Below are 23,545 nucleotides of genomic sequence, written 5' to 3'. Positions count from 1 at the left end.
CGCTCTTACCGAACCGCCAGTGACGCGTTCCCGACGCGGCACTGGCTTGAACCGCATCCATGCGGTTCATTCGGGAGCCCTCCGCTTCCTCAGCATAATTTCTTACGCCGGATAATGGCAAACCCTGTCACAACCCCTACATTTGTGACTAAGAGACTGCCCTTGTCAGGGGGAGGAGCTAACACCTGATTTACTCCCGCCGTTGGCAAGGGGAGGGTTGGGGTATATGTTACATTAATAGTTTGTTTTATATGAAATTATTCCGCAGCCAAGCCCGCAGAGCCTCCGGCTGCTGAACGCCGTTAATGCGCGCTTTCACCTCGCCTTGTTCCAGCCACAGCAGCGTAGGCAGCGTTCGCACCGCAAACAGTTGCGCTAAATCGGTGTGACGATCGGCATCCAGGTAACGGCTGTCAAGCTGGCGGAAGGCGTCGTCGTTCAATACCGTCTCCAACTGCCGGTACAAACTTTTACAGTGCACGCAGCGTTCCGCGCCGACCAGCAACAGCTGCGGCGCCGCCTGCCGGCTGAGGTTTTCCCATTCTGCTTCATCCAGCGGCGCAAAGCGGGCGCGGTTAACGGTAAACAGTTTGGGGCTGCGCTTCAGGTCTTCGCTGTCGGTCGCCACGCACAGCGCATCGCCGCTTTTCTTATAAGGACGCACGCCGTCGACGCGGATAACGCTGGCGAAACCGGGCTGGGCGGCGCCCGGCTGACGAAAGCGCGTATTATCGGGCGCTTCCACCGGGATCTCCCGCGGACGCGCCAACTGCGGCACCCAGTCGTAGGGCACGCGATAGGCCCGGTAAAGCATATTGGTGTTAACGGTCTTGCCCCAGTACGGCGAGATATATTCCCACACAATATCGTGCTCTACCGTCACCTCAAAAATCCGGCCGTTCGCCCCTTCATTAATCAGCGTGTTGCCGTTCGGCAGACGCTGAATATTACTGATGTAAGGGCTGTAGAAGCGGAACGCGTCGGTAGGATGCGGGATGCCGGCTTCATAAGGCGAATAGCGCCAGACGATATCAAGCGTGACCGGATTGATTTCCAGTATCCGCGAATAATCGCGCCAGGCGTTTTTAACGCCGTCGGCGGAAGCGGGGTTAGGGGCGCCGTAGCCCGCCCAGCCGCCGTTATCGAACACCAGAATATTACCGGCGCCGGGCAATCCCGCCGGGATCATATGGGCATGGTGTTGGCCGATGATCCAGCCCAGATGTTTCAACTGCGGCGTGTCGTAGTTCGGCCCCAGCTTCCAGACGATCTTGCCGCTTTGCTTGTCGATGATGGCGATGATGTTGGATTCGCGCGCGTCCCAGATAATGTTATCGGGGTGGAAGCGGGCGTCGCCCTGATCGAACCACGGGTTGGGGCCGAGGGCCGACATCGAGTTGATGTGCATCCAGTCGCCCATGCCGCCGCCGCTTTTGCGCATGTTGGGATTATTGTAGATGGCGGTTTTTGCCGCGTCGTCGAAACCCAGCTCATCAAAGTGATCGCTGCAACGCCACTCCCACAGAATATTCCCCTGCCAGTCCACCTCGATAATCACGTCGTCGAGCAGCAGCTTGTCGCTGATACGCGGGTTGTAGAGATTCTTATGCGCCAGAAGCAGCGTATTGCCGCCGATCGCCTGCGGTTCTTGCCCCGGCGCATAGTAACCGACCGGGTTGCCGCTGCGCTGGTAGTCATGATGGACGCGCGCCATCCATTCGCTGGGAAGATCGGGATCGCTAATCTGTTCATAACCGTTGAATTTCCAGACGATATTGCCATCCCAGTCAACCTGAATCAGATCGACCATATCCTGCATCCCGTAGCGTGAATCGCGTTCGCCGCTATGGCCGAGAATATAGCCGCCGGGCAGAATTTTATTGGGAAAACCGTGCAGACCTTCCCACAGACGCAATTCGGTTCCGTTCATGTCGATCAGCACGGCGCCGCTTTCCAGCGCCTGAAAGACGGTGTAACCGCCCCAGGCCTTCTCCGGGTCGTAGATTGTTGTGCCCGTGGGGTAAACGGAAGGATGTCCCATAGCAAAGCTCCATTCAGAAAGGGGTAAGAGAGGATGCCGGCGACGCCGGCGTCACGGGATGAGTTAACAGCGACAGCAGTTCGCTGCACTGCTGGTGAAAAGCCTGGCTGTCCCGCTGGCGGGGATGCGGCTGGCCGAGCGTGGCGATGTGCCGGATACGGCCCGGACGCGGCGCCAGCACCACGACGCGGTCGGCCAGGTAGACCGCTTCTTCCACATCATGAGTGACCAGCAGCGTGGTGGTGCCTTCCGCCTGATGGATGCGCCGCAGTTCCTGCTGCATCTGCTGGCGGGTCAGGGCGTCCAGTGCGCCGAAGGGTTCATCCAGCATTAAAATGCGCGGGTTGGCCACTAGCCCGCGGGCGATGGCGACGCGCTGCGCCATACCGCCGGAGAGCTGCGCGGGCAGGGCGTCGGCGAATTCATCCAGATGGACCAACTGAATAAAATGGTCGATCAGGCGTTCGCGCGTCTCCCGGCTCTGTTTCTCATGCGCCAGCCCCAGCGCGATGTTCTGACGCACCGTCAGCCAGGGAAACAGCCGCGGCTCCTGAAATACCATGCCCCGGTCGCGGCTGATGCCGTTTACCGGTATGCCGTCGACCAGAATGCGGCCCTGATAGTCGTTATCCAGCCCGACCAGCATGCGCAACAGCGTGGATTTACCACAGCCGCTGCTGCCGACAATGGCGACGAGCTCGCCGCCGTAAATGGAGAGTGAAAAGTCGTCAATCACCGTTAACGGCTGGCCCTTCACGTTGAATTGCTTTTTCAGATGTTCAAACTGCACCACCGGCGGGTGGTTGCTGGTGATGGAACTCATGCGGATTCTCCTGCGGTGCGCCAGCGGGTCATACGGTTTTCCAGAGTGAGACCGGCGCGGTCGATGATCGCTCCGGTGATGCCGATCAGCAGCATGCCGCTGATGATGGTGGGCATATCCAGCAACTGCTGGGCATTGATCATCAGGCTGCCGATCCCGATGTTCGACGACATGAAATATTCCGCGCCGACCGTGCCGAGCCAGGCATAAATCAGCGACAGACGCAGGCCGGCGAAGATGGACGGCGCCGCCCCCGGCAGGATCAGCACGCGCAGCCGAACCGCCAGCGAAAGCTGTAGCACCTGCGCCACCTCCTGTAGCTGGAGAGAGCGCTGCCGAATTCCCCGCTGGCTGGCGACCAGCATCGGAAAGAAAGAGGCCAGCGCCACAAAGACGACTTTGCCCGCTTCGCCGTTGCCGACCCAGGCCGTCAGTAACGGCAGCCAGGCGAACAGGGCAATCTGGCGCAGCGTGGCGACGGTCGGCGTAAACAAGGCATCGGCGCGCGAACTGAGGCCCAGCAGTATCCCAAGCAGTAGGCCGGCGGTTACGCCGCCCGCCGCCCCGGCCAGCGCGCGCATCAGACTGTGCAGCATGGCGTCCGCCAATACGCCGTCGCGAATCCCCTGAATCAGGGTATGCAGGACTTCGTACGGCGGCGGCAGTAATACGCCGTCAACCCAGCCGGACAGGCTGGCATGGCGCCAGAGCGCCAGCAGCGCGACGGGCAAGAGTAAACCCGTCAGCCAGCGGGAAGGCGTGGCATTAAGGCGGCTGACCGGCGGATGCGGCCAGTAAACCAGGCGCTTTTCCATTTGGTTAATCGCCCATTCCATCGTTAGCCCGGCCAGACCGATGACCGCAATGCAGACAAACACGATATCCAACTGAAATAGCTGACGACCCCAAACCAGCAGGTAGCCAATGCCCTGCGACGACGCCAGCAGTTCCACCACGATGAGCGAAACCCAGGCTTGCGACAGCGCCAGCCGCAGCCCGGTCAGCCACACCGGCAGCATCGCCGGCAGCGTCAGGCGAATCAGCCGTTGATGCCAGGGCAGGCGTAGCGTCCGGGCCACTTCCAATAATGAGGCGGGGATGTTGCCTACGCCGCTCTGGGTGTGCAGCGTAACCGGCACAATCACCGCTTTGACGATCACGGCCAGTTTCAGGCCATCGTCGATGCCGAACAGCACCATAAACAGCGGGATCCAGCCCAGCGTCGGGATTTGCGCCAGGGCATAGATGGTCGGATGCAGCAGACTGGCCGCGCGCGGCGAGGCGCCCATCAGCGCGCCCAGCAGGGTGCCCGCCGCTAACCCCGCCAGCAGGCCGCTGAACAGGTGATTCAGGCTGACGAATAACTGAGACAGCAGATCGCCCTGCCACAGCTCAACGGCCGTATGCGCCACCGCCGCCGGTGAAGGGAGGATCTGCGGCGGCATCCATCCCAACTGACTGCTGATGTACCACAGCATCAGCACGGCAACCGGCACCGCCAATGGAAAAAACGCTTTTTCCGGTAAGACGGGCCAGGTCAACGGAGACATTTTTAGTGGAATAACCTTATTCATTTTCTGTATCGAAAGCAGCCAAAGCGGATTAATAAGGAATAAAAAACAGTTTTTAGCCGTGAAGGCCAATGCATTAATCCGATAGCGGCGGTGCAAAAAATGCATATATGCGGGATTGCCGGCTGATGACTTATTTATTGCTTCATCTTTTATGCGGCTTCTATGCGGACTTTCCTTAATTAACCCAGTCACTTACTGGCGTAAGTCCGTGGGATTCATGCATTCGCCGCCTTGATGCCGGGCGAAATCCATTGGGTTTATGCTTTTTTTCACTGAACAAAGCTGGAAATGTTATTTAAAGCGCGCCGCGGTATTTCGGTAGGTTGATGACAATAGTTTGATGGCAACATTTTGTTATTCGTGGAGAAAACAATGCAGAAAAGCGCAGTAAACCGTTGGCGCATGTTCACCCGCCGCATGATGGGTTCGCTGATGCTGATCGGTCTTATGCTCGCCGGCGGTTTAGTGCAGGCCGCGGAGAGCAAGCCGGCGGAAATCCGTATCGGTCTGCCCGATCAGAGCGCGGGCAGCAAGCCGTTTATCCGTGGACCGCTGGGGCTGGCGCACATTCGTCACCAGTTGGAAGCGGTATTTGAACCGCAGGGAATCAAAGTTAACTGGCTGTTTTTCAAAGGCGCGGGGCCGGCGGTTAACGAAGCGCTGGCAAACCAGCAGTTGGACGTCGTCTACCTGGGCGATTTGGCCGCCATCATCGGCCGGGCCGGCGGGTTGCCTACCAAAGTGTTGATAGGGGCGCGCGGCGCAAACTCTTATCTGGCGGCGACGCCGGAATCGGGTATCCAACGTATTGAAGATTTGCGCGGCAAGCGCGTTGCCGTCTACAAAGGAACGGCGGATCAGCTCTCTTTCGAACGGGCGCTGAAAAGCGCCGGGCTTAATGAACGGGACATCCGGGTGATTAACCTGGACTGGACGGCCAGTAAAGCCGCGCTGGCGGCCAAACGCGTGGATGCGGCGTGGGGCGGCGTCGGGTTGCTGGCCTTGCGCAAGCAGGGCATCAATATTGTGGCCAACAGCAGCGCGCTGGGGCGCGCCAATACCACCCAGGCGGCGGTGCTGGCGACCGAGGACTTTATTCAGCGCTATCCGCAGGCGACGCAGCAACTGGTCAACGTGCTGGTGGAAAATGCCCGCTGGATCGCCGATCCCGCGCATCTGCCGGATTATATCGCCTTGATGTCGGAACAGAGCCAGATCCCGCAGTCGCTGTTTGAGGAGGAGTTGAATCCGGACGATCTCAATTTCCAGAGTTCTCCGCGGCTGGATGCGTTTTTGCGCAGCAGCTTTGAAGACAGTATTCAGCGGGCCAAAAACGCCGGGCTGATCCGCCGGGATTATCCGGTTGATGAGTGGTTCGACGGCCGCTTTGTCGATAAGACGCTGGCGGACCAACAGTGGGAAACGTTCTGGCCGCTCTATGATGCCGCCGGTCAGGCGCAGTAACCGTCGGACTGGCGCAGCCGATCCTGCTCAAGCAGCGTGTCTATCATCAGTTGCGCCAGAGGAGGAATGGCTTTTTGCAGGTTGGAGATGATGCCGAAACGGGTGCGCATCTCTCCCCATTCCGGCGGCGTTTCCGTCAGGGGGATTTCCACCAACTGATGGCTGCGCCGGCCCAGCGCTAAACCGTCGTCGCTGGCGAAACTGATGGCCTGAGTCTGGGACAGCACGTTGAATAGCGAGTAGATATGATCGCACTGAATCTGCGGACGGAAATCGGGCTGGCGCGTCAGCGACGCCAGAATCTTACGCATGCCGACCGGCAGATAGGGCGAGGCCAGCGGGAAGCGCAGCAGCTCGTCCGGCGTGACCGCCTCTTGCCGGGCCAGCGGATGCGTGTGGTGACAGATAAAAAAGCAGCGTTGCTGGCTCAACGGTTGCACGCGAAACGTGGTTTCCAGCTCGGCCTGCCAGGTATCGGCGACGAAAAACGGCCATTCATCGGCCAACAGACGCTGACGCAGCGACTGCCAGTTGTCCACGCTATAGGTCACCCTGTCCCGCGGCCGCAGCTGGTGAAAATGCGCCACGGCGTGGGGGATAAGCGCGATGGCGGGGGCCGGGCCGCAACCAAACGTCAGCTCGCCGCCGTCCTCATCAAGGATTTGTTGCATATCGTTGATCAATTCCCAGGACAGCTCCTGCATCCTGCGCGCGAAAGGCAGCAGTTTTTTCCCCTGCCATGTCAGCGTGAAACGCTTACTCTGCCGATCGATCAGCGGGTGGCCCAGGGTTTGCTCCAGCGTTTGAATGCTGCGGCTGAATGCGGACTGTGACAGGCATACGGCTTCCGCCGCCTGTACAAAACTGCCGTGTTCCGCCAACGCGAGGAAATTGCGCAATTGCCGTAAATCCAGATGCATATCTTATTACCTGATAAATGTTGTTTTTCTCTTTTTATGCATGATGGCTAATGTAAGGCAATAAACGAAAGATTATAAGATATAGCTAATTATCGCCCTTCACTCGACCCTGTCGGCTTTCCCGCAATCGTCCTTCATATGCATTTATTATAGTTGCCGGCATCTCCTTTCGATTCAATCAATAGCGTGTTATACCCGACATACTTCGTGTTGCAGGCGCGTTGGCTTTGTGACTCGGCCCATCCATGGACCTCGCCCCGTTGGAGCCGCCGCTAGCGGCGTTCAACACGACAACGTTTTGTCCTGCAACTCGAATTATTCAAGGTATGGCTATACGTTAAGTATTCCGCCGCCGTCTCTATATTCATGACAGGGGTATTGGTATGGGAAAAACTACCGTAACGACTTCGCTTTCCGCTATTTGCCTGAGTATTTTGTGCGGCATTAATAGCACCAATGCGGCGGCGCCGGATTTATCGGCAAAAGGCGAGGGGCGCCTGGATATCATTGCCTGGCCCGGATACATCGAGCGCGGGCAGAGTGATAAGAGCTATGATTGGGTAACGGAGTTTGAACAACAGACCAGCTGTCAGGTGAATGTCAAAACGGCGGCGACCTCCGATGAAATGGTCAGTTTGATGGCGAAAGGCGGCTACGATCTGGTGACCGCATCGGGTGATGCCTCGCTGCGGCTGATTGCCGGTAAGCGTGTGCAACCCGTCGATCCTGCCGCGATCCCGAACTGGAAAAATATCGATCCGCGGCTGGTCAACGCCCCCTGGTACACGGTTAACGGTCAGGTTTACGGCACGCCCTATCAGTGGGGGCCGAACCTACTGATGTATAACACCAAAATATTCCCTTCCGCGCCCGATAGCTGGTCTGTGGTTTTCGTCAAACAGGACTTGCCGGACGGTAAATCAAATCAGGGACGGGTTCAGGCCTACGACGGCCCGATTTATATCGCCGACGCCGCGTTGTATCTGAAAAGTACGCAGCCGGAACTGGGCATCGGCGATCCGTACCAGCTAACGGAAACGCAGTATCAAGCCGTGCTGACGCTGCTGCGTAACCAGCACGGGCTGATTCACCGTTACTGGCATGATACTTCGGTACAGATGAGCGATTTCAAAAATGAGGGCGTGGCGGCGTCCAGCACCTGGCCCTATCAGGCCAACGCCCTGAAAGGCGAGGGACAGCCGGTAGCCACCGTGATCCCGAAAGAGGGCGTCACAGGCTGGGCGGATACCACCATGCTGGCGACGGATACGAAGCATCCGGTCTGCGCCTATAAATGGATGAACTGGTCGCTGGAAGCGAAAGTGCAGGGGGATATCGCGGCCTGGTTCGGCTCGGTTCCGGCTGTGCCGGCCGCCTGCACAGACAATGCGCTGCTGGGCGCGGAAGGCTGCGAAAATAACGGCGCCGGCCAGTTCGAAAAAATCGCTTTCTGGAAAACGCCTCAGGCCGAGGGCGGTAAGTTCGTCCCTTATAGCCGTTGGACGCAGGACTATATTGCCATTATGGGCGGGCGTTAAGCCGTTTACTCATCCCGTTAATCAACATTAATACCGCCGATAGCGTCGCCAAATGCGTTATGCCCGCCTGCGCGGGTATCACGCAGGAGAGCGGCCGGATGACGGATATCGTTATCATTCATCAGGAGCCTTTAATATGTCCAACGCTGTGGAATTTATTAACGTGTCCCGCATATTCGGCGATGTTCGCGCCGTCGATGGCGTATCCATCGAAATACAGGACGGCGAGTTTTTTTCCATGCTTGGCCCTTCCGGTTCAGGGAAAACCACCTGTCTGCGGTTGATTGCCGGGTTCGAGCGGCTTACGGTGGGGTCGATCCGTATTCATGGGCGGGATGCTTCCGGATTGGCGCCCTACCAGCGCGATGTGAACACGGTGTTTCAGGATTATGCGTTGTTCCCGCACATGAGCGTGCTGGAAAACGTGGCCTATGGCCTGATGGTCAAGGGCGTGGGCAAACAGGAACGCCGCAATCGCGCGCAGGAAGCGCTGGAGCGCGTGGCGCTGGGTTTCGTCGCCGCACGCAAGCCGGCGCAGCTTTCCGGCGGCCAGCGTCAGCGGGTGGCGTTGGCGCGGGCGTTGGTCAATCAGCCCAGCGTCCTGCTGCTGGATGAACCGTTGGGCGCGTTGGATCTCAAACTGCGGGAACAGATGCAGGGCGAACTAAAGAAGCTACAGCGCCAACTGGGCATCACCTTTATTTTTGTGACGCACGATCAGAGCGAAGCCCTGTCCATGTCCGATCGCGTGGCGGTGTTCAATAACGGGCGTATTGAACAGGTCGACAGCCCGCGCGAACTCTATATGAAGCCGAAAACGCCGTTTGTGGCGGAGTTCGTCGGCACCTCCAATGTGCTGTCGGGCGAGCAGGCGCGGCGCTTAACCGGCGTCTCGGCCAGTTACGCCATCCGCCCGGAGTATATTCAACTGGCCGACGCGTCTGCGGCGGCGAGTCTGTCCGGCGATATTCGCGTGGCGGGGCAACTCAGAGACATTCATTATCAGGGGGCCGCCACCCGTTATGAGCTGATGCTGCCACAGGGCGAGCGCCTGCTGGTCAGTGAAGCGAATACCCAAAGCTATGATGCGCGCCAGGCGTTGCGCATCGGGCAACAGGTGGTCGCCTGCTGGGATCGCAGCGCGATGGTGACGTTGCAGGAGGCGGGTTAATATGGATGACCGTCTTGTGCCTGTCGCGGCGCGCGGCGGCTGGATGCACCGTGCGGCCGACTTTTTCTACCGGCGTCCGGGCTTCTATCTGGCCTTGTTGCTGCTCCCGCCGCTGCTGTGGTTTGGCGTTATCTATCTGGGTTCATTGTTGTCGCTGCTGTGGCAGGGGTTCTACACCTTCGACGACTTTACCATGTCGGTATCCCCCATTTTGACGCTGGCGAATATCCAGGCGCTTTTCAGCCCGGCGAATTACGACATCATTATCCGCACGCTGGTCATGGCGATATTGGTGTCGGTGTTCAGCGCCATTCTGGCTTTCCCGATTGCCTACTACATGGCGCGCTACACCAGCGGTAAGCAGAAGGCGTTTTTTTATATCGCCGTTATGATGCCGATGTGGGCCAGCTATATCGTCAAGGCGTATGCATGGACGCTGTTGCTCTCCAAAGACGGCGTTATTCAGTGGTTTTTGCAGCATCTGGGGCTGGAGTGGCTGCTGAACAACATACTGCTGCTGCCCGGTATCGGCGGTAATACGCTTTCCACGTCCGGGCTGGGGCGGTTTCTGGTGTTCGTCTATATCTGGCTGCCTTTTATGATCCTGCCGATTCAGGCCGCTCTGGAGCGTTTGCCGGAGTCGTTACTCCAGGCGTCGGAAGACCTGGGGGCCCAGCCGCAGCAGACCTTCCGCTATATCGTTCTGCCGCTGGCCGTGCCGGGCATCGCCGCCGGATCCATTTTCACCTTCTCCCTGACGCTGGGGGATTTCATTGTGCCCCAACTGGTGGGGCCGCCGGGCTACTTCATCGGCAATATGGTTTATTCCCAACAAGGGGCGATTGGCAACATGCCGATGGCGGCCGCCTTTACGCTGGTCCCTATCGTGCTGATCGCCATCTACTTGTCACTGGTTAAACGACTGGGAGCCTTTGATGCACTCTAGACGCGCACCGCTGCTATTAAAACTGGCGGCCTGGGGCGGGCTGCTGTTCCTGCACTTCCCGCTGCTGATTATTGCTATCTATGCGTTTAATACCGAAGACGCCGCCTTCAGCTTTCCGCCGCAGGGATTCACGCTGCGCTGGTTCGGCATCGCGGCGCAGCGGCATGACATTATCGAGTCGGTGATGCTGTCGTTAAAGATAGCCTGTGTCGCCACGCTGATTGCGCTGTTGCTTGGTACGTTGGCGGCGGCGGCGCTCTATCGGCGTAATTTTTTCGGCAAAAACGGCCTCACGCTGATGTTTATGCTGCCCATCGCGCTGCCGGGCATCATTACCGGTCTGGCGTTGCTGTCGGCGTTTCATTCGGCCGATATCGAGCCCGGTATGCTGACGATTGTGGTGGGTCACGCCACGTTTTGCATCGTGATCGTATTCAACAATGCGATCGCCCGCTTTCGCCGTATCTCCCACGCTCTGCTGGAGGCGTCAATGGATCTGGGGGCCGACGGCTGGCAGACCTTTCGTTACGTTATCCTGCCGAATTTGGGCACGGCGCTGCTGGCCGGCGGCATGCTGGCGTTCGCGCTCTCCTTTGACGAGATCATCGTGACGACCTTTACCGCCGGGCATGAACGCACGCTGCCGATTTGGTTGCTGAATCAGTTGGGGCGTCCGCGGGATGTGCCGATAACCAATGTCGTCGCACTGTGCCTTATGGTGCTGACCATGATCCCGATCCTGGCGGCCTGGTATCTGACCAAGGACGGGACGGACGTGGCCGGCGACGGTAAATAGCGACGCCGATACGCAATGTTAAGGCGACGGCGCAGGAGCAGGCGAAAGCTAAGCCGATTCGGATAAACCCACTTTGGCGCCGAGCGTGTTGGGAATGCCGGCGAGGGCGCTGAAGGCTCCCCATAAATCGGAATATGTCATATCGAAGAATATTTCGTGCGCGAAAAGAAAGGCTTTTTCATGCCACGTCGTAGCACGCGCCCGACGCAGGGTGGTTCAAACGCCACCACCCTCCGGACCCGGGCTTGTGGCTGAAATCACGCCGCTGACGCGGTTCCTTCGGCGGCCGTCCCCTTTTCCGAACCGCCAGTGACGCGTTCCCGACGCGGCACTGGCTTGAGCAGCATCCATGCTGCTCATTCGCGGGGTCGTTCACCTCAGCGTAATTTCTTACGCCGTGAGACGAACGGTTTAAGTGCTGAATATATGTTTAATATCAGCATGTTAAATGTAAAATATTAACAAGGTATTTTTGTGGGGATTCCTCAGCGCGAGGCTGGCTTTACTCTGGCGTGAAATGTTAAACGCGAGGTTTTCTACAGCCTATTCCCGTTATTATTCACGCCTGGCTTTCCGGCAGCGTTAATGAAGATCATATTCGTAACGTGGAGAGCAGGTTCGCCAACGTTTATTGAGCGAAATAGGATTAACCCTCAACGAATAACTGCTTGATTGATTTTTTAAACAAATGCGTTACCTGAGCCGTTTAGTTTACGAACCGTTGGTTATGAATAAAAATAAGCGCTCATTCCCGTATTTTTCCTCATGGCCCGACATCGATAATATTTCCCCGCGGCGCTTTTCTTATTCATTAATAAATGTTTTTAGCTGAAGGCGTGCTTATATACTCGTCATACTTCAAGCTGCATGTGCGTTGGCTTTATTACTTGGCCCATCCTTGGGCCTCGCCCCTTCGGGGCCAGCGCAAGCGCTGTTCAAAACGCCATGCGTGTTGTCCTGCAACTCGAATTATTTAGAGTATTGCTATTTTTTAGCAAATATAAGTTTTATAAGTTATATGGATTAAGCGTATTTATCCCGATTTTCATCGTATATTGTTTTCACCATAGATAGGTGAAATATATATTTTTAATAGGGGATAACAATGCAATCAATATTTACTCGGCTGTTATTAGCCGCGGGCGTATTCATCGGCATGAGTGTTGCCGTCGCCGCCGCCGATTTAACCGTGGCATACCAAACCATTCCCGATCCGTCTCAGGTGGCCCAGGCGGACGGCGCCTATGAAAAAGCCACCGGATTGAAAATAGACTGGCGAAAATTTGACGCCGGCGCGGAAGTGATCGCCGCGGTGGCCTCCGGCGGCGTGCAGATCGCCTATCTCGGCTCCAGCCCCTACGCCGCCGCGGTAAGCCAGAAAGTGCCGGTTGAAACGCTGTTGATCGCCTCCAAGCTGGGCGCCAGCGAAGCGCTGGTGGCGCGTAATGGCGCCGGGATTGCAACGCCCGAGGATCTGGTCGGTAAAAAAGTGGCGACGCCGTTTGTTTCCACCAGCCATTACAGTTTGCTGGCTGCGCTCAAGCACTGGAATATCGACGCGAAAACAGTGCGGATTCTCAATCTCAACCCGCCGGCAATCAGCGCCGCCTGGCAGCGGGGCGATATTGACGCCGCCTATACCTGGGATCCGGCGCTCGGGGTGGCGAAAGCGAGCGGTAAAGTGCTGATCACTTCCGGAGAACTGGCCGCCCTCGGCGCGCCGACCTTTGACGTCTGGCTGGTGCGCAAAGACTTCGCCGAAAAACACCCGCAGGCGGTGAAGGCGTTCGCCAAAGTCACGCAGGACGCCTACACCCGTTACCGTCAGGATCCGCAGTCCTGGCTGGCGGAGAGAAGCAACATCGACAAACTGGTGAAAATTACCGGCGCCAGGGCGGAAGATATCCCCGGTTTGTTGCAGGGCAATACCTATCCGCTGGCGCAAGAGCAGCGGGAGTCGCTGGGGGCGCCGACGGTGCAGGCCATCAGCGATACGGCGGCGTTTCTCAAGGCGCAGGGGCGCATCGATGCCGTCTTGCCTGACTACTCGCCCTATGTGACCGCCAGGTATGTGCCTGAGTGATGTTTAATCCCTTTCCGCGCGCGCCCAGGCGCAACGCGGGCGAATTATCCGGCGGATGCCCTGATGACATTACTGAAACTTGAACAGGTTAGCGCGCAGTATGCCGATACCGAACGACCGGTGCTGGAAGACATTTCATTGACGCTCTCTACCCGACAACTGATGGTGGCGCTGGGGCCATCGGGCAGTGGCAAAACCACGCTGCTCAATTTGATCGCCGGATTTATCCACCCGGCCGCCGGGTGCATCTCCCTTGACGGCGTCGCCATCACCGGGCCGGGGCCGGAGCGCGGGGTGGTTTTCCAGCATGATGTCCTGCTGCCCTGGCAGGATGTGTTGAGCAACGTGGCTTTTGGGCTGCAACTTGCCGGCGTGCCTAAGCCGGAGCGCGAGCAGAAAGCACGCAAGCTGCTGGCGTTGGTCGGGCTGGGCGGCTTTGACCGCCGGGCGGTGTGGCGGCTTTCCGGCGGGCAGCGCCAGCGGGTGGGGATCGCCCGGGCGCTGGCGGCCGACCCGCGCATTTTGTTGCTGGATGAGCCTTTTGGCGCATTGGACGCCTTCGCGCGCGAACAGATGCAGGAGTTATTGCTCACCGTATGGAAAAAAGCGGCCAAGCCGGTTTTTCTGATTACTCACGATATTGAAGAGGCGATTTTCCTCGCTACCGATCTGATCGTCATGTCGCCTCATCCGGGACGTATCGTGGAACGGCTGAAACTGGAATTCGGCTCACGCTATGCCGACGGCGAAAGCGCCAGGGCGATAAAATCCGATCCGTTATTTATTGCGTCGCGGGAGTATGTCCTCTCCCGCGTGTTCGCCGATCGTGAACGGTTTTCCCATCGCGAAGAGAGGTATGTGCCATGAGCGCCGTTGATAACGCCGCCGGCGGCGGCCTGAAGGACGGTGGGCCGGGCGTGCGCCATAAAAAACCGCTGCCGCTGGTTGTCATCAGCGCCATCAGCGTGACCGCGCTGTTTCTGACGTGGTGGCTGGTCACCGCCTTGAATCTGATTGAGCCGCTGTTTCTGCCTTCTCCCGCCGCGGTGATCCGGCGGTTGTGGCAATTGGCGACGGTCGGCTATATGGACGCCACGTTGTGGCGCCATCTCTACGCCAGCCTGCAACGTATCGGATTAGCGTTGCTGGCGGCGCTGTTGACGGCGATCCCGTTGGGCATCGCCATCGGCCGCAGCCGGGTTGCCCGCGGGGTATTTGATCCGATCATCGAGTTCTATCGTCCTATACCGCCGTTGGCTTATCTGCCGTTGATTGTGATTTGGTTCGGCATCGGCGAATTTTCCAAAGTGCTGTTGATCTATCTGGCGATTCTGGCGCCGGTGGTGATCGCCACCGCCGGCGGCGTGCGCGGAGCGGATCCGGCCAGAGTCAGCGCCGCCCAGACGCTGGGCGCGACGCGGTGGCAGCTGATTCGCTATGTGATTTTGCCCGGCGCGCTGCCGGATATCTTGACCGGCATTCGCATCGGGCTGGGCGTCGGCTGGTCCACGCTGGTGGCGGCGGAACTGGTGGCCGCCACGCAAGGGCTGGGGTTTATGGTGCAGGCCGCCTCGCAGTTTTTGGTCACCGATGTGGTTATTCTGGGGATCCTGGTTATCGCCGTTATCGCCTGTATGATGGAATTGGGCCTGCGCTATCTGCAACGCAGGTTGACGCCGTGGCACGGCCAGAGCGCGTAGCGGCACGCTTTGCCTGGGGATTAACGGCGCGCATTTAGCGCTCCTCGCTCAATATCCGCCGCAGCGTGGCAAACAGCTCATCGATATGCGCGCGGGTCGAAAGCAGGATCGGGGCGATAATCAGCGCGTCCCCGGTTGATTTAAGATGCAGTCCGTGCTCAAACAGCCTCTTCTGTACCCGATAACCGCGCAGGCCGGGTTTCTCCGCGGGGCGCAAATCGATACCGCCCAGCAGCCCGAAGCCGCGGATATCGGTAATCACCGGCAGATCCTGTAATTCAAACAGCTTATCCAGAAAATAGGGGCTGAGCGTCGCGCCTTGCGCGAACGCATCCAGCTCCTGATAGAGCTTCAGCGTGGCCAGCGCCGCCGCGCAGGCGGCCGGGTGGGCGCTCCAGGTGTAGCCGTGAAAGAATTCGATGCTCTGTTCGTCCGCCGCGTCAATAATCCGCTGGTAAATACGGCGATCGACGGCGACGGCCGCCATCGGTTGGGTGCCGTTGGTCAGCGCCTTAGCCAGGGTAATGATGTCCGGACGAATATTGAACGTCTGGCTGGCGAATGCTTCGCCGGTGCGTCCGAATCCGCAGATCACTTCATCCATGATCAATAAAATGTCATAGCGGTCGCACAGTTGGCGGATGCGTTCCAGATAACCTTTGGGCGGCACCAATACGCCGGTTGAGCCGGCGATAGGCTCGATAACGCAGGCCGCCACATTTTCGGCGCCGTGCAATTCAATCAGGCGTTGCAGGTCGTCGGCCAGGAAATCGCCGAGTTCGGGCTGCCCCCGGCTATACCGGTTTTCCGTCAGCCAGGTGTGGCGCAGATGCACAACCTGCGGCCAGCCGCCGGCGAACTGCCTGCGATTATTGGTCAACCCGCTCAAGGCTACGCCGGCGAAGTTAACGCCATGATAGGCGCGCTCACGCGAGATAAATAGAGTGCGTGACCCCTGTTGCCGGGCGCGCTGATAAGCGAGGGCGATTTTCAGCGCGCTGTCTATCGCTTCCGAACCGGAGCTGACGAAAAAGATGCGATCGAGCTGCGGCGGCAGAATTTTCGCCAGTTCGCGGGCGGCGACAAACGCCAGCGGGTGGCTGCGGTAAAAGCTGGAAGTGTAGTCCAGCGTCAGCAACTGCTGATAAACCGCCTCGGCGATTTCAGACCGGCCGTGTCCCAATGCGGAGGTAAACAGGCCGGATACGCCATCCAGAACCTGATTGCCGGCGGCGTCCTGAAAGTAAACGCCTTTCGCCTGGGTGAATAATTTCGGATCCCGGCGAAAGTCGCCGTTAGGGGTAAAGGGGATCCAGAAATTATCGTTAATGAGATTGCTTATATTTCCCGGCTGTTTGCTCATGGTTGGTTACCTGGCTCTGTTTGCGGGGGGAATGCGCCCGGCGGATTAAATGGCGGCCATTTATCGCGGCGTGAAACATCATACCCCATAATATATGGCGGAAATAACGCGTATGCTTTAGAAAATCGGCGGAACTGTCAAAGATCATATTTCGCTTTTTATTGCTGATTTTTTATCTATACCCAGGCCGTGTTGAATAAATCATTTTGAGGCGCGGCAAAGCCGTTTCCTCTTCCACCGGCAGAGGCGGCTTGCGCCATCCCGGCGCTTGTCCGCTACGTGTTTTTTGACCTTCTATTCCCTCTCGACGAACACGTTCAGCCCGCCGGCCTCGATGACCCACGGTGCTCTCTCACCGCGTGTTGGCGACGGTAACGCTTTTGGCCCGCTGACTGACGCTGGCGTCGTCCGGGCGGCGCAAACCCATGCCAGGATGTGCAACGTGCGCACTGTTTTGGTGCTTTATGCTCATCAGAATGGTGCAAGAAAAGACTGCTTTCGGCGATCGCCGCGCGGGGAATTTTTTATCATCACGACGAATAGCGTTTTTTTTAACGCTATTTTTGCATTTTTATCCACTTTAATTATTTGTATTTATTGTTTTTCTCATTATGCGGGAATTTATTTCCCAAATTATGGCATGACCTCTGCTTTAGCAATATCAGGGTAATACTTGTCACCTGATTTCATTGATGCGCATACCGGGGATCCACCATGCCGAAAGTTTCTCAAGCCGTCGCCAATCAGGCGGAAGAGGTCATCACCGCGCAGGAGCGGGTGCTGATGATCCTTAAAACCATCGCACAGTTTGGCCGGCCGGCCAGCGCCACCGAACTGATGAAGATGACCGGGTTGGCCCAAAGTACGCTGTACCGCCAGTTGGCGATCCTCCGGCGCTGGGGGTTCGTTATGGAAAGCGGAAATCTGTACGCGCCGGGGCCGGTGAGTTTGCAACTGGCGATGGGGTTTGATGAAACCGCTTTGCTGACGCAGTGCGCGCAGGAGGAGATGCGCTGGCTGTCCGACGCCTCGCAGGAGACGGTCGCCATCACCGTGGCGATGAACCGGCAGGCGGTCTGCGTCAGCATGATTGAAGCGACGCAGTCGCTGCGCTGTTCTTTCGAAAAGGGGCGTAGCGTGCCGCTGCGGGCCGGCGCAACCGCGAAGTGCCTGCTGGCGCATCTGCCGGAGGCCGAGCTGCGCTACATCCTGCCGCTGGAGTTTCCGCATCCCGAGCAGCGCGCCGCGGTCGCGCAGCAGCTACGGGCGATCCGCGAGCGGGGATATGCCGACAGCGACAGTGAAGTGGATGCCGGTGTCTGGGGCGTCAGTTTTCCGTTACTGACGCCGAACCGCAAGCTACTCGGCGCGCTGAGCCTAATGGCGCCTTCGCTGCGGGTGGCCGGCAAGCAGGCGGATCTGATTGGCCTGACGGCGGCGGCCGTCGAACGTATTCATCAGCAGTTAAAAGATTTTTGACGAGTGGCCCATCGGGGATCCAAAACGTCGTTTAACCAGAGGAAAAAATGTATGTCTGTTACCCGTCGTGCTTTGTTAAACACCCTGTTCGCCATCGGACTGTCTTGTGTTTCCGGTCTGACCTTCGCGCAACAGGGAGAACCCATTAAGGCCGTCACGGATGCGACTTTCCCACCGCTGGAGTTTATGGAAAACAACAAGTTCAGCGGTTTCGATATTGAACTGGTGGAGGCTATCGGCAAGCAGTTGAATCGGCCGGTGCAGTGGACAAACGTTGATTTCAAGGGATTGATTCCCAACCTGACCTCGCAGCGGGCCGATATCGCGGTATCAGGCATTTACATTACGCCGGAACGGGCGCAGGTGGTGAACTTTACCAAACCCTATCTGACCGGCGGGCTGGTGGTGGTGGTTAAGGAAGACAACGACGCGATCAAAACCCATGACGATCTGAAAGGCAAAAGCGTCAGCGTTCAGGTCGGCACCAAATCGGTGGCATGGCTGCACAGTAATATGCCGGAGGTGCATCTGGTGGAAGTGGAGAAAAACCAGCAGATGTTCAACCTGGTCAGCATTGGCCGCGTCGATGCCGCGGTGACCGGTAAGCCGGCCGCCTTCCAATATGCGCGCACCAAAGGCGGAGTGCGGATTCTGGCGGACCAACTGACGTCCGAAGAGTATGGGATCGCGGTGCGTAAAGACCTGCCGCAACTGCGCGATGATATCGACGGCGCCATCGAGACGCTCAAGACCAACGGCGTCTACCAGAGTCTGATGGATAAATGGTTTCCCGCCCACTAACGCCTAACCGCCGCGGGCGTCGTATGACGCTCGCAGAAACACCACGTACCGCAGGATATTTTTTATGAATCTAGACCTCAACTTTGCGCCGGTATTCGCCAGCAGCGACGCCCTGCTGGCCGGCACGCTGGTGACCATCGAAATTACCCTGTGCGCGCTGCTGGTTGGGTGTTCGCTCGGTCTGCTGGTGGGCATCGCCCGGCTTAATCCGCACCGGCGCATACTGTATGCCGTGTCCAGCGCCTATGTCACCCTGATCCGCGGTACGCCGTTGCTGGTGCAACTGTTTATCTGGTATTACGGCCTGCCGCGTTTTGGCGTGATGCTGCCGTCCTTTTTTTGCGGCGTTATCGGCCTTGGGCTCTATTCCAGCGCCTATATTTCGGAAATCGTCAGAGGGGCGATTACCTCCATCGAACGCGGTCAGAACGAAGCGGCGCGCTCGCTGGGGATGTCCAGCGTACAGGCGATGTACAAAATCATTCTGCCGCAGGCGCTGGTGCGGATGATCCCGCCGCTGGGCAATGAATTTATCGCACTGATAAAAAACTCGGCGCTGGTTTCCCTGATCACCATTCAGGATGTGATGCAGGCCGGCACGACGGTAATCAGCAACTCTTACCGCGACCTGGAAACCTATCTGGTGGTGGCCGGCGTGTACTTTATTCTGACGGGCATTTCCGTCGTGGCGCTGCGTTATTTTGAGAAACGTCATCATATGAAAGGGGTGCAGTAATGACCGACCATCCATCTGTAGAGGCATCCGCGCTGATCACTATCCGCCATCTCGGCAAACGTTTTGGCGACAACACGGTGCTGCGTGACATTGATTTCGATGTTTTTCCCGGCGAAGTCGTGGTGATCATCGGCCCCAGCGGATCGGGGAAAAGCACGTTTCTGCGCTGCTGCAACGGTCTTGAACACCCGGAAGAGGGGGATGTCACGCTGTGCGGTCGGCCGCTGATCAGCGGCGGGAAGATGCTGGCCGAACCGCAGCTCAACCAATTGCGCAAAGATGTCGGCATGGTATTCCAGTCCTTCAACCTGTTCCCCCATTTATCGGTGCTGGAAAACATCTGCGTGGCGCCGATGATGCTGCGCGACATGAGCAAAGCCGCCGTTCGGCAACAGGCGATGCAACTGCTGGAAAAGGTCGGCTTGGCCGCCAAGGCGCAGGCCATGCCGGGCAGCCTGTCGGGCGGGCAGAAACAGCGGGTGGCGATTGCCCGGGCGCTGGCGATGTCGCCGACGGTGATGCTGTTCGACGAACCGACCTCGGCGCTCGATCCGGAGTTGGTGGGCGAAGTGCTGCAGGTCATGAAATTACTGGCGCAGGAAGGCATGACCATGATTGTCGTTACCCATGAGATGGGGTTTGCGCGTGAAGTCGCCGATCGGGTGGTGGTGATGGACGGCGGCGGCATTATTGAGTCCGGGACGCCGCAGCAGATTTTCGGCGCGCCGCGCTGCGAGCGTACCCAGCGATTTCTTCAGTCGGTCTTGTCCCAGCGCTGAGGCGCCTGACCGATCTCTTTTCTTCACCAGGTAGTCAATCACCATGATAGCGAATCAACTTTTTGCCCAACACGCGTTGCTGAATGACGGCTGGCATCGTGACGTATTGATCGAGTGGGACGAGCAGGGCGTAATCCGCCGGGTTGTTGCGGACGGTAGCCGTCCGCCCGGCGTTGAGCAGGCCGGCTGGCTGCTGCCGGGAATGATCAACCTGCATTCGCACGCTTTTCAGCGCGCTTTTAGCGGTCTGACGGAGTACCGGCGACAGAAGCAAGACAGCTTCTGGAGCTGGCGTAACCTGATGTATGACTTTGCGGCGAAGATTTCACCGCAGCAGCTTGAGATCGTCGCCACCTGGTTATACAGCGAAATGCTGGAAGCCGGCTATACCTCGGTGTGTGAGTTTCACTATGTGCATCATCAGCCCGATGGCCGACCGTATGCCGATCCGGCGGCGATGTGTCGCAGTCTGATCAACGCGGCGGCGCATACCGGTATCGGGCTGACGCTGCTGCCGGTGAGCTACCAGAATAGCGGTTTCGGCGCTCAGCCGCCGGAGGCGAAGCAGCGGCGCTTCATCAACGATACCGAACAGTTTCTTACGCTATGGCAACAACTGATGTCGCTGACGCGCGATGGCCAGGTGCGGCTGGGCGTGGCGCCGCATTCGCTGCGCGCTATCTCCGGGCCGGCCCTGTCGCAGCTGCTGGCCGGCATTGAACAGATGGATGCGCGTGCGCCGATACATATCCATGTCGCCGAACAACGTAAAGAGGTGGAAGACTGCCTGGCCTGGAGCGGCCTGCGGCCCGTCGAATGGTTGCTGGAGCACCAGCCGGTCGACCGCCGCTGGTGTCTGATCCATGCCACCCACATGACGGAGCAGGAGTATCGGCGCGCCGCCGGCAGCGGCGCGGTGGTCGGACTGTGCCCCACCACCGAGGCCAACCTGGGCGACGGGATGTTCGACTTTCCTCAGTGGCGTGAACATGGCGGCGGTTGGGGCATCGGTTCCGACAGCAATGTCGCCGTCAGCGCTGCGGAAGAGCTGTTGATGCTGGAATATTCTCAGCGTTTGCAGTTCCGTCAGCGTAACGTCTGCGCCGACCGACAGCAGACCGATGTCGCCGCCAGCCTGTATCTGGGCGCGCTGCATGGCGGCGCGCAGGCCAGCGGTCGTAACGTGGCCGGGCTTGCCGCAGGCCAACGCGCCGATCTGGTGGAACTGGACGCGCAGCACGCCGCGCTGGCGCTGCTGCCTGCGGACAATATTCTGGCCGGTCATCTGTTCGGCAGTTCGCGCAGTTCGGCGGTACAGCGGGTATGGACCGGCGGCCGGCAGCGGGTGGATCGCCAGCACCCGCTGCATCCGTCGGCGCTGGCGGCGTTCGTTAATGTACGTCAGCAGTTATTGCAACAAATTTGACCGGGAGATTGACATCATGACTACCGTAGCGCCGTTCATTTTTCATCAGGGCAGCGAACCGTTATTTATCACTATGCCCCATACCGGCGTCTGGCTGCCCGATGAGATAGCCGGCGCCCTGACGCCCGAAGCGCGGAGCGTGCCCGACACCGACTGGCATATCGAACAGCTTTATGCCTTTGCCAGGCAGATGGGGGCGTCATGGCTACAGGCCACCTGCTCACGCTATGTGGTCGATCTCAACCGTCCGCCGGACGGCGCCAGTCTTTATCCGGGACAGGCCACCACCGGGCTGTGTCCGGAGACGCGGTTCGACGGCGGGCCGGTTTATCCGCCGGGCGCCGCGCCATCCTCCGATGAGGTACAGGCGCGCCGCCGCCGCTACTGGCAGCCTTGGCACGATAAGCTCGCCGAGGAACTGCTGCGCCTGAAAGCCCGGTTCCCCAGAGTCGTGCTGTGGGACGCCCATTCCATCCGTTCCGTCTTGCCGCAGTTTTTCGACGGACGCTTGCCCGATTTCAATATCGGCACCCATAAAGGCGCGAGCTGCGCGCCCGCGTTGCAGCAGCGTATCGCGGCAATCGCGCGCGCCGCCTCGCCGTTCACGCAGGTGGAAAATGGACGCTATACCGGCGGATATATCACCCGCCATTATGGTCAGCCGAGCCAGGGAGTACACGCGGTGCAGATGGAACTGGCGCAGTGCAGCTATATGGATGAAACGCCGCCCTGGCGCTGGCAGCCGCAAAAGGCCCGGCTGCTGCAACCCCATCTTCAGGCCATGCTGCAGTCGGCGCTGGAGTTTGCCCATGAGGGCCGGTAGCCGACGCGCGGCGATGAAGGGCATTCGATATATCATCGGGGCGACGGTGTCGCCCCCGAATCCAACAGAGCGTAATTCATGATCGAATTTTATGATACCGATAGCCTGCCGGTGACGCGCTGGCGTAATGGCGGTGGAGAAACGCGGGAAATCGTCAGCTTTCCGCCCCGGTCGGAGCCGTTTTCCTGGCGCGCCAGTATCGCCAGTATTGCCGCCAGCGGCGCGTTCTCTTTTTTTCCGGGGGTCGACCGTGTGATTACCCTATTGAACGGCGAGGGGGTGGAACTGGCGTCGCCGGGGGCGTTTGACCGGCAGTTGGCGTTGTTCGAACCTTTTGCCTTCGCCGGAGAAGCCGAGGTGAATGCCCGTTTGTCCGGCCCGGAGAGCCTGGACTTCAATATCATGACGCGCCGTGGGGTGTGCCGGGCGACGGTGATCGCCACCAGACAACCGCAGCAGGCCGCCGCGGGGGTTTGCTGGGTAATAGCCGGGCGCTGGCGAGTGGGGGATACGACGCTCGCGCGCGGACAGGGCGCATGGTGGAACGACAGCGCCGTCGACGTCCGCCCCGCATCCGAGGATGCGTATCTGCTTTTCGCCGCGATTATCTATGAGTAAAGCGCTATTGAGGCAGCCAGCGCTTCGCTGGATGATAAAGAATTTATCAATTACAGCAAAAAGACCATTGATACTTCGCGTCAGATATTAATCTCCGCATTGAAATCCCTCAATCTTGAATATCCTCCTTCGGAAGCCAATTTTCTGTTTCACCGTATTGGCGTTCCGTTAGATTCCTACCAGACAAGAATGAAAGAACACGGCGTATTGATTGGCAGAGCCTTCCCGCCGGCGACAGACTGGTGCCGTATCTCGATGGGAACCCCGGAAGAAATGAGTAAGTTTACCCAACTGATGTTTGATTTCAGAAAACAGGGCTGGCTATAAACACGCGCTGTCTCCCGGCAGGACGCATGGGGGACACATTCATTTTTACCTTTCCCCCGGCGACGGCTCAAGATGATTGCCGTCCGGCGTTTAAGGCGCCGTTGCGCATGAAATGGCGCGTTGATGACCGAGACATA

At 58.5% G+C, this 23,545-nt stretch carries 22 protein-coding genes; 17 read left to right on the top strand and 5 right to left on the bottom strand.

The window, feature by feature from the left end:
* Positions 1-247 precede the first annotated feature (247 nt).
* From ACN28R_RS10645 to ACN28R_RS10635, 3 genes are read right to left on the bottom strand one after another with little or no spacing between them, the layout of a single operon-like run.
* Entirely contained in the window at positions 248-2,041 is a 1,794-nt protein-coding gene (locus ACN28R_RS10645; RefSeq protein ID WP_095834377.1) for an aryl-sulfate sulfotransferase, read from the bottom strand.
* A gap of 13 nt (positions 2,042-2,054) precedes the next feature.
* Positions 2,055-2,864 carry an ABC transporter ATP-binding protein gene (locus ACN28R_RS10640; protein WP_095834376.1) on the bottom strand — a complete coding sequence of 270 codons (810 nt, stop codon included), beginning with the start codon at positions 2,862-2,864 and terminating at the stop codon, positions 2,055-2,057.
* Positions 2,861-4,414, bottom strand: a complete 1,554-nt coding sequence (locus tag ACN28R_RS10635; protein WP_472297957.1) for an ABC transporter permease — start codon at positions 4,412-4,414, stop codon at positions 2,861-2,863. The genes ACN28R_RS10640 and ACN28R_RS10635 overlap by 4 nt, the downstream gene beginning before the upstream one ends.
* A 456-nt stretch (positions 4,415-4,870) precedes the next feature.
* Here ACN28R_RS10635 and ACN28R_RS10630 point away from each other — a divergent pair, with 456 nt between their 5' ends.
* Positions 4,871-5,902 carry an ABC transporter substrate-binding protein gene (locus ACN28R_RS10630; RefSeq protein WP_236840238.1) on the top strand — a complete coding sequence of 344 codons (1,032 nt, stop codon included), beginning with the start codon at positions 4,871-4,873 and terminating at the stop codon, positions 5,900-5,902.
* Here ACN28R_RS10630 and ACN28R_RS10625 read toward each other — a convergent pair.
* On the bottom strand, positions 5,890-6,822 hold the full coding sequence (locus ACN28R_RS10625; protein ID WP_095834373.1) for a LysR family transcriptional regulator: 933 nt from the start codon (positions 6,820-6,822) through the stop codon (positions 5,890-5,892). The genes ACN28R_RS10630 and ACN28R_RS10625 overlap by 13 nt on opposite strands.
* Positions 6,823-7,205: 383 nt before the next feature.
* Here ACN28R_RS10625 and ydcS point away from each other — a divergent pair, with 383 nt between their 5' ends.
* From ydcS to tauC, 7 genes are all read left to right on the top strand, one after another.
* Entirely contained in the window at positions 7,206-8,360 is a 1,155-nt protein-coding gene (ydcS, locus tag ACN28R_RS10620) for a putative ABC transporter substrate-binding protein YdcS (protein ID WP_095834372.1), read from the top strand.
* Between the two features lie 136 nt (positions 8,361-8,496).
* The gene (locus ACN28R_RS10615) at positions 8,497-9,531 is read left to right on the top strand and encodes an ABC transporter ATP-binding protein (protein WP_095834371.1); all 1,035 of its coding nucleotides are present in this window, start codon (positions 8,497-8,499) and stop codon (positions 9,529-9,531) included.
* Positions 9,532-9,574: 43 nt separating this feature from the next.
* Positions 9,575-10,477: an ABC transporter permease gene (locus ACN28R_RS10610; protein ID WP_372490534.1), complete on the top strand. Its 903-nt coding sequence runs from the start codon at positions 9,575-9,577 to the stop codon at positions 10,475-10,477.
* On the top strand, positions 10,467-11,273 hold the full coding sequence (locus ACN28R_RS10605) for an ABC transporter permease (RefSeq protein ID WP_048639422.1): 807 nt from the start codon (positions 10,467-10,469) through the stop codon (positions 11,271-11,273). The genes ACN28R_RS10610 and ACN28R_RS10605 overlap by 11 nt, the downstream gene beginning before the upstream one ends.
* Before the next feature lie 1,105 nt (positions 11,274-12,378).
* Positions 12,379-13,356 carry a taurine ABC transporter substrate-binding protein gene (gene tauA, locus ACN28R_RS10600; RefSeq protein ID WP_095834369.1) on the top strand — a complete coding sequence of 326 codons (978 nt, stop codon included), beginning with the start codon at positions 12,379-12,381 and terminating at the stop codon, positions 13,354-13,356.
* Positions 13,357-13,419: 63 nt separating this feature from the next.
* Entirely contained in the window at positions 13,420-14,223 is an 804-nt protein-coding gene (gene tauB / locus ACN28R_RS10595; protein ID WP_095834368.1) for a taurine ABC transporter ATP-binding subunit, read from the top strand.
* The gene (gene tauC, locus ACN28R_RS10590) at positions 14,220-15,056 is read left to right on the top strand and encodes a taurine ABC transporter permease TauC (protein WP_048639419.1); all 837 of its coding nucleotides are present in this window, start codon (positions 14,220-14,222) and stop codon (positions 15,054-15,056) included. The genes tauB and tauC overlap by 4 nt, the downstream gene beginning before the upstream one ends.
* A 34-nt stretch (positions 15,057-15,090) precedes the next feature.
* Here the strand turns inward: tauC and aptA are convergent, their stop codons facing one another.
* The gene (gene aptA / locus ACN28R_RS10585) at positions 15,091-16,419 is read right to left on the bottom strand and encodes an omega-aminotransferase AptA (RefSeq protein ID WP_095834367.1); all 1,329 of its coding nucleotides are present in this window, start codon (positions 16,417-16,419) and stop codon (positions 15,091-15,093) included.
* Positions 16,420-16,753: 334 nt separating this feature from the next.
* Between aptA and ACN28R_RS10580 the strand changes: the two genes are divergently transcribed.
* The 9 genes from ACN28R_RS10580 (at position 16,754) to ACN28R_RS10540 (ending at position 23,408) form a co-directional block, all read left to right on the top strand.
* Positions 16,754-17,089, top strand: a complete 336-nt coding sequence (locus ACN28R_RS10580) for a hypothetical protein (RefSeq protein ID WP_145957972.1) — start codon at positions 16,754-16,756, stop codon at positions 17,087-17,089.
* Between the two features lie 44 nt (positions 17,090-17,133).
* A complete protein-coding gene (locus ACN28R_RS10575) occupies positions 17,134-17,898 on the top strand; it encodes an IclR family transcriptional regulator (RefSeq protein WP_095834366.1) in 765 nt (254 codons plus the stop codon).
* 51 nt (positions 17,899-17,949) lie between these two features.
* A complete protein-coding gene (locus tag ACN28R_RS10570) occupies positions 17,950-18,699 on the top strand; it encodes a transporter substrate-binding domain-containing protein (RefSeq protein ID WP_095834365.1) in 750 nt (249 codons plus the stop codon).
* A 64-nt stretch (positions 18,700-18,763) separates the two neighbouring features.
* The gene (locus ACN28R_RS10565; protein ID WP_048639415.1) at positions 18,764-19,435 is read left to right on the top strand and encodes an amino acid ABC transporter permease; all 672 of its coding nucleotides are present in this window, start codon (positions 18,764-18,766) and stop codon (positions 19,433-19,435) included.
* Positions 19,436-19,467: 32 nt separating this feature from the next.
* Positions 19,468-20,214, top strand: a complete 747-nt coding sequence (locus tag ACN28R_RS10560) for an amino acid ABC transporter ATP-binding protein (protein WP_183096801.1) — start codon at positions 19,468-19,470, stop codon at positions 20,212-20,214.
* A 43-nt stretch (positions 20,215-20,257) separates the two neighbouring features.
* Positions 20,258-21,640, top strand: coding sequence for a formimidoylglutamate deiminase (locus ACN28R_RS10555; protein WP_095834363.1), 1,383 nt, complete (start codon positions 20,258-20,260; stop codon positions 21,638-21,640).
* A 16-nt stretch (positions 21,641-21,656) separates the two neighbouring features.
* Positions 21,657-22,463 (top strand): N-formylglutamate deformylase, encoded by an 807-nt coding sequence (gene hutG / locus ACN28R_RS10550; protein WP_048639997.1) that lies wholly within the window; start codon positions 21,657-21,659, stop codon positions 22,461-22,463.
* 78 nt (positions 22,464-22,541) lie between these two features.
* Complete coding sequence (locus tag ACN28R_RS10545; protein ID WP_095834362.1) at positions 22,542-23,081, top strand: HutD/Ves family protein; 540 nt, start codon at positions 22,542-22,544, stop codon at positions 23,079-23,081.
* A gap of 6 nt (positions 23,082-23,087) precedes the next feature.
* A complete protein-coding gene (locus tag ACN28R_RS10540) occupies positions 23,088-23,408 on the top strand; it encodes an aminotransferase class I/II-fold pyridoxal phosphate-dependent enzyme (protein WP_121514214.1) in 321 nt (106 codons plus the stop codon).
* The last annotated feature ends 137 nt before the right edge of the window (positions 23,409-23,545 follow it).

Origin of the sequence: Brenneria goodwinii (assembly GCF_002291445.1) — a bacterium.
Classification (GTDB): Bacteria; Pseudomonadota; Gammaproteobacteria; order Enterobacterales; family Enterobacteriaceae; genus Brenneria; species Brenneria goodwinii.
The sequence above is the reverse complement of the archived record's forward strand: the minus strand, read 5'-3'. Positions and strand labels throughout refer to the sequence as shown.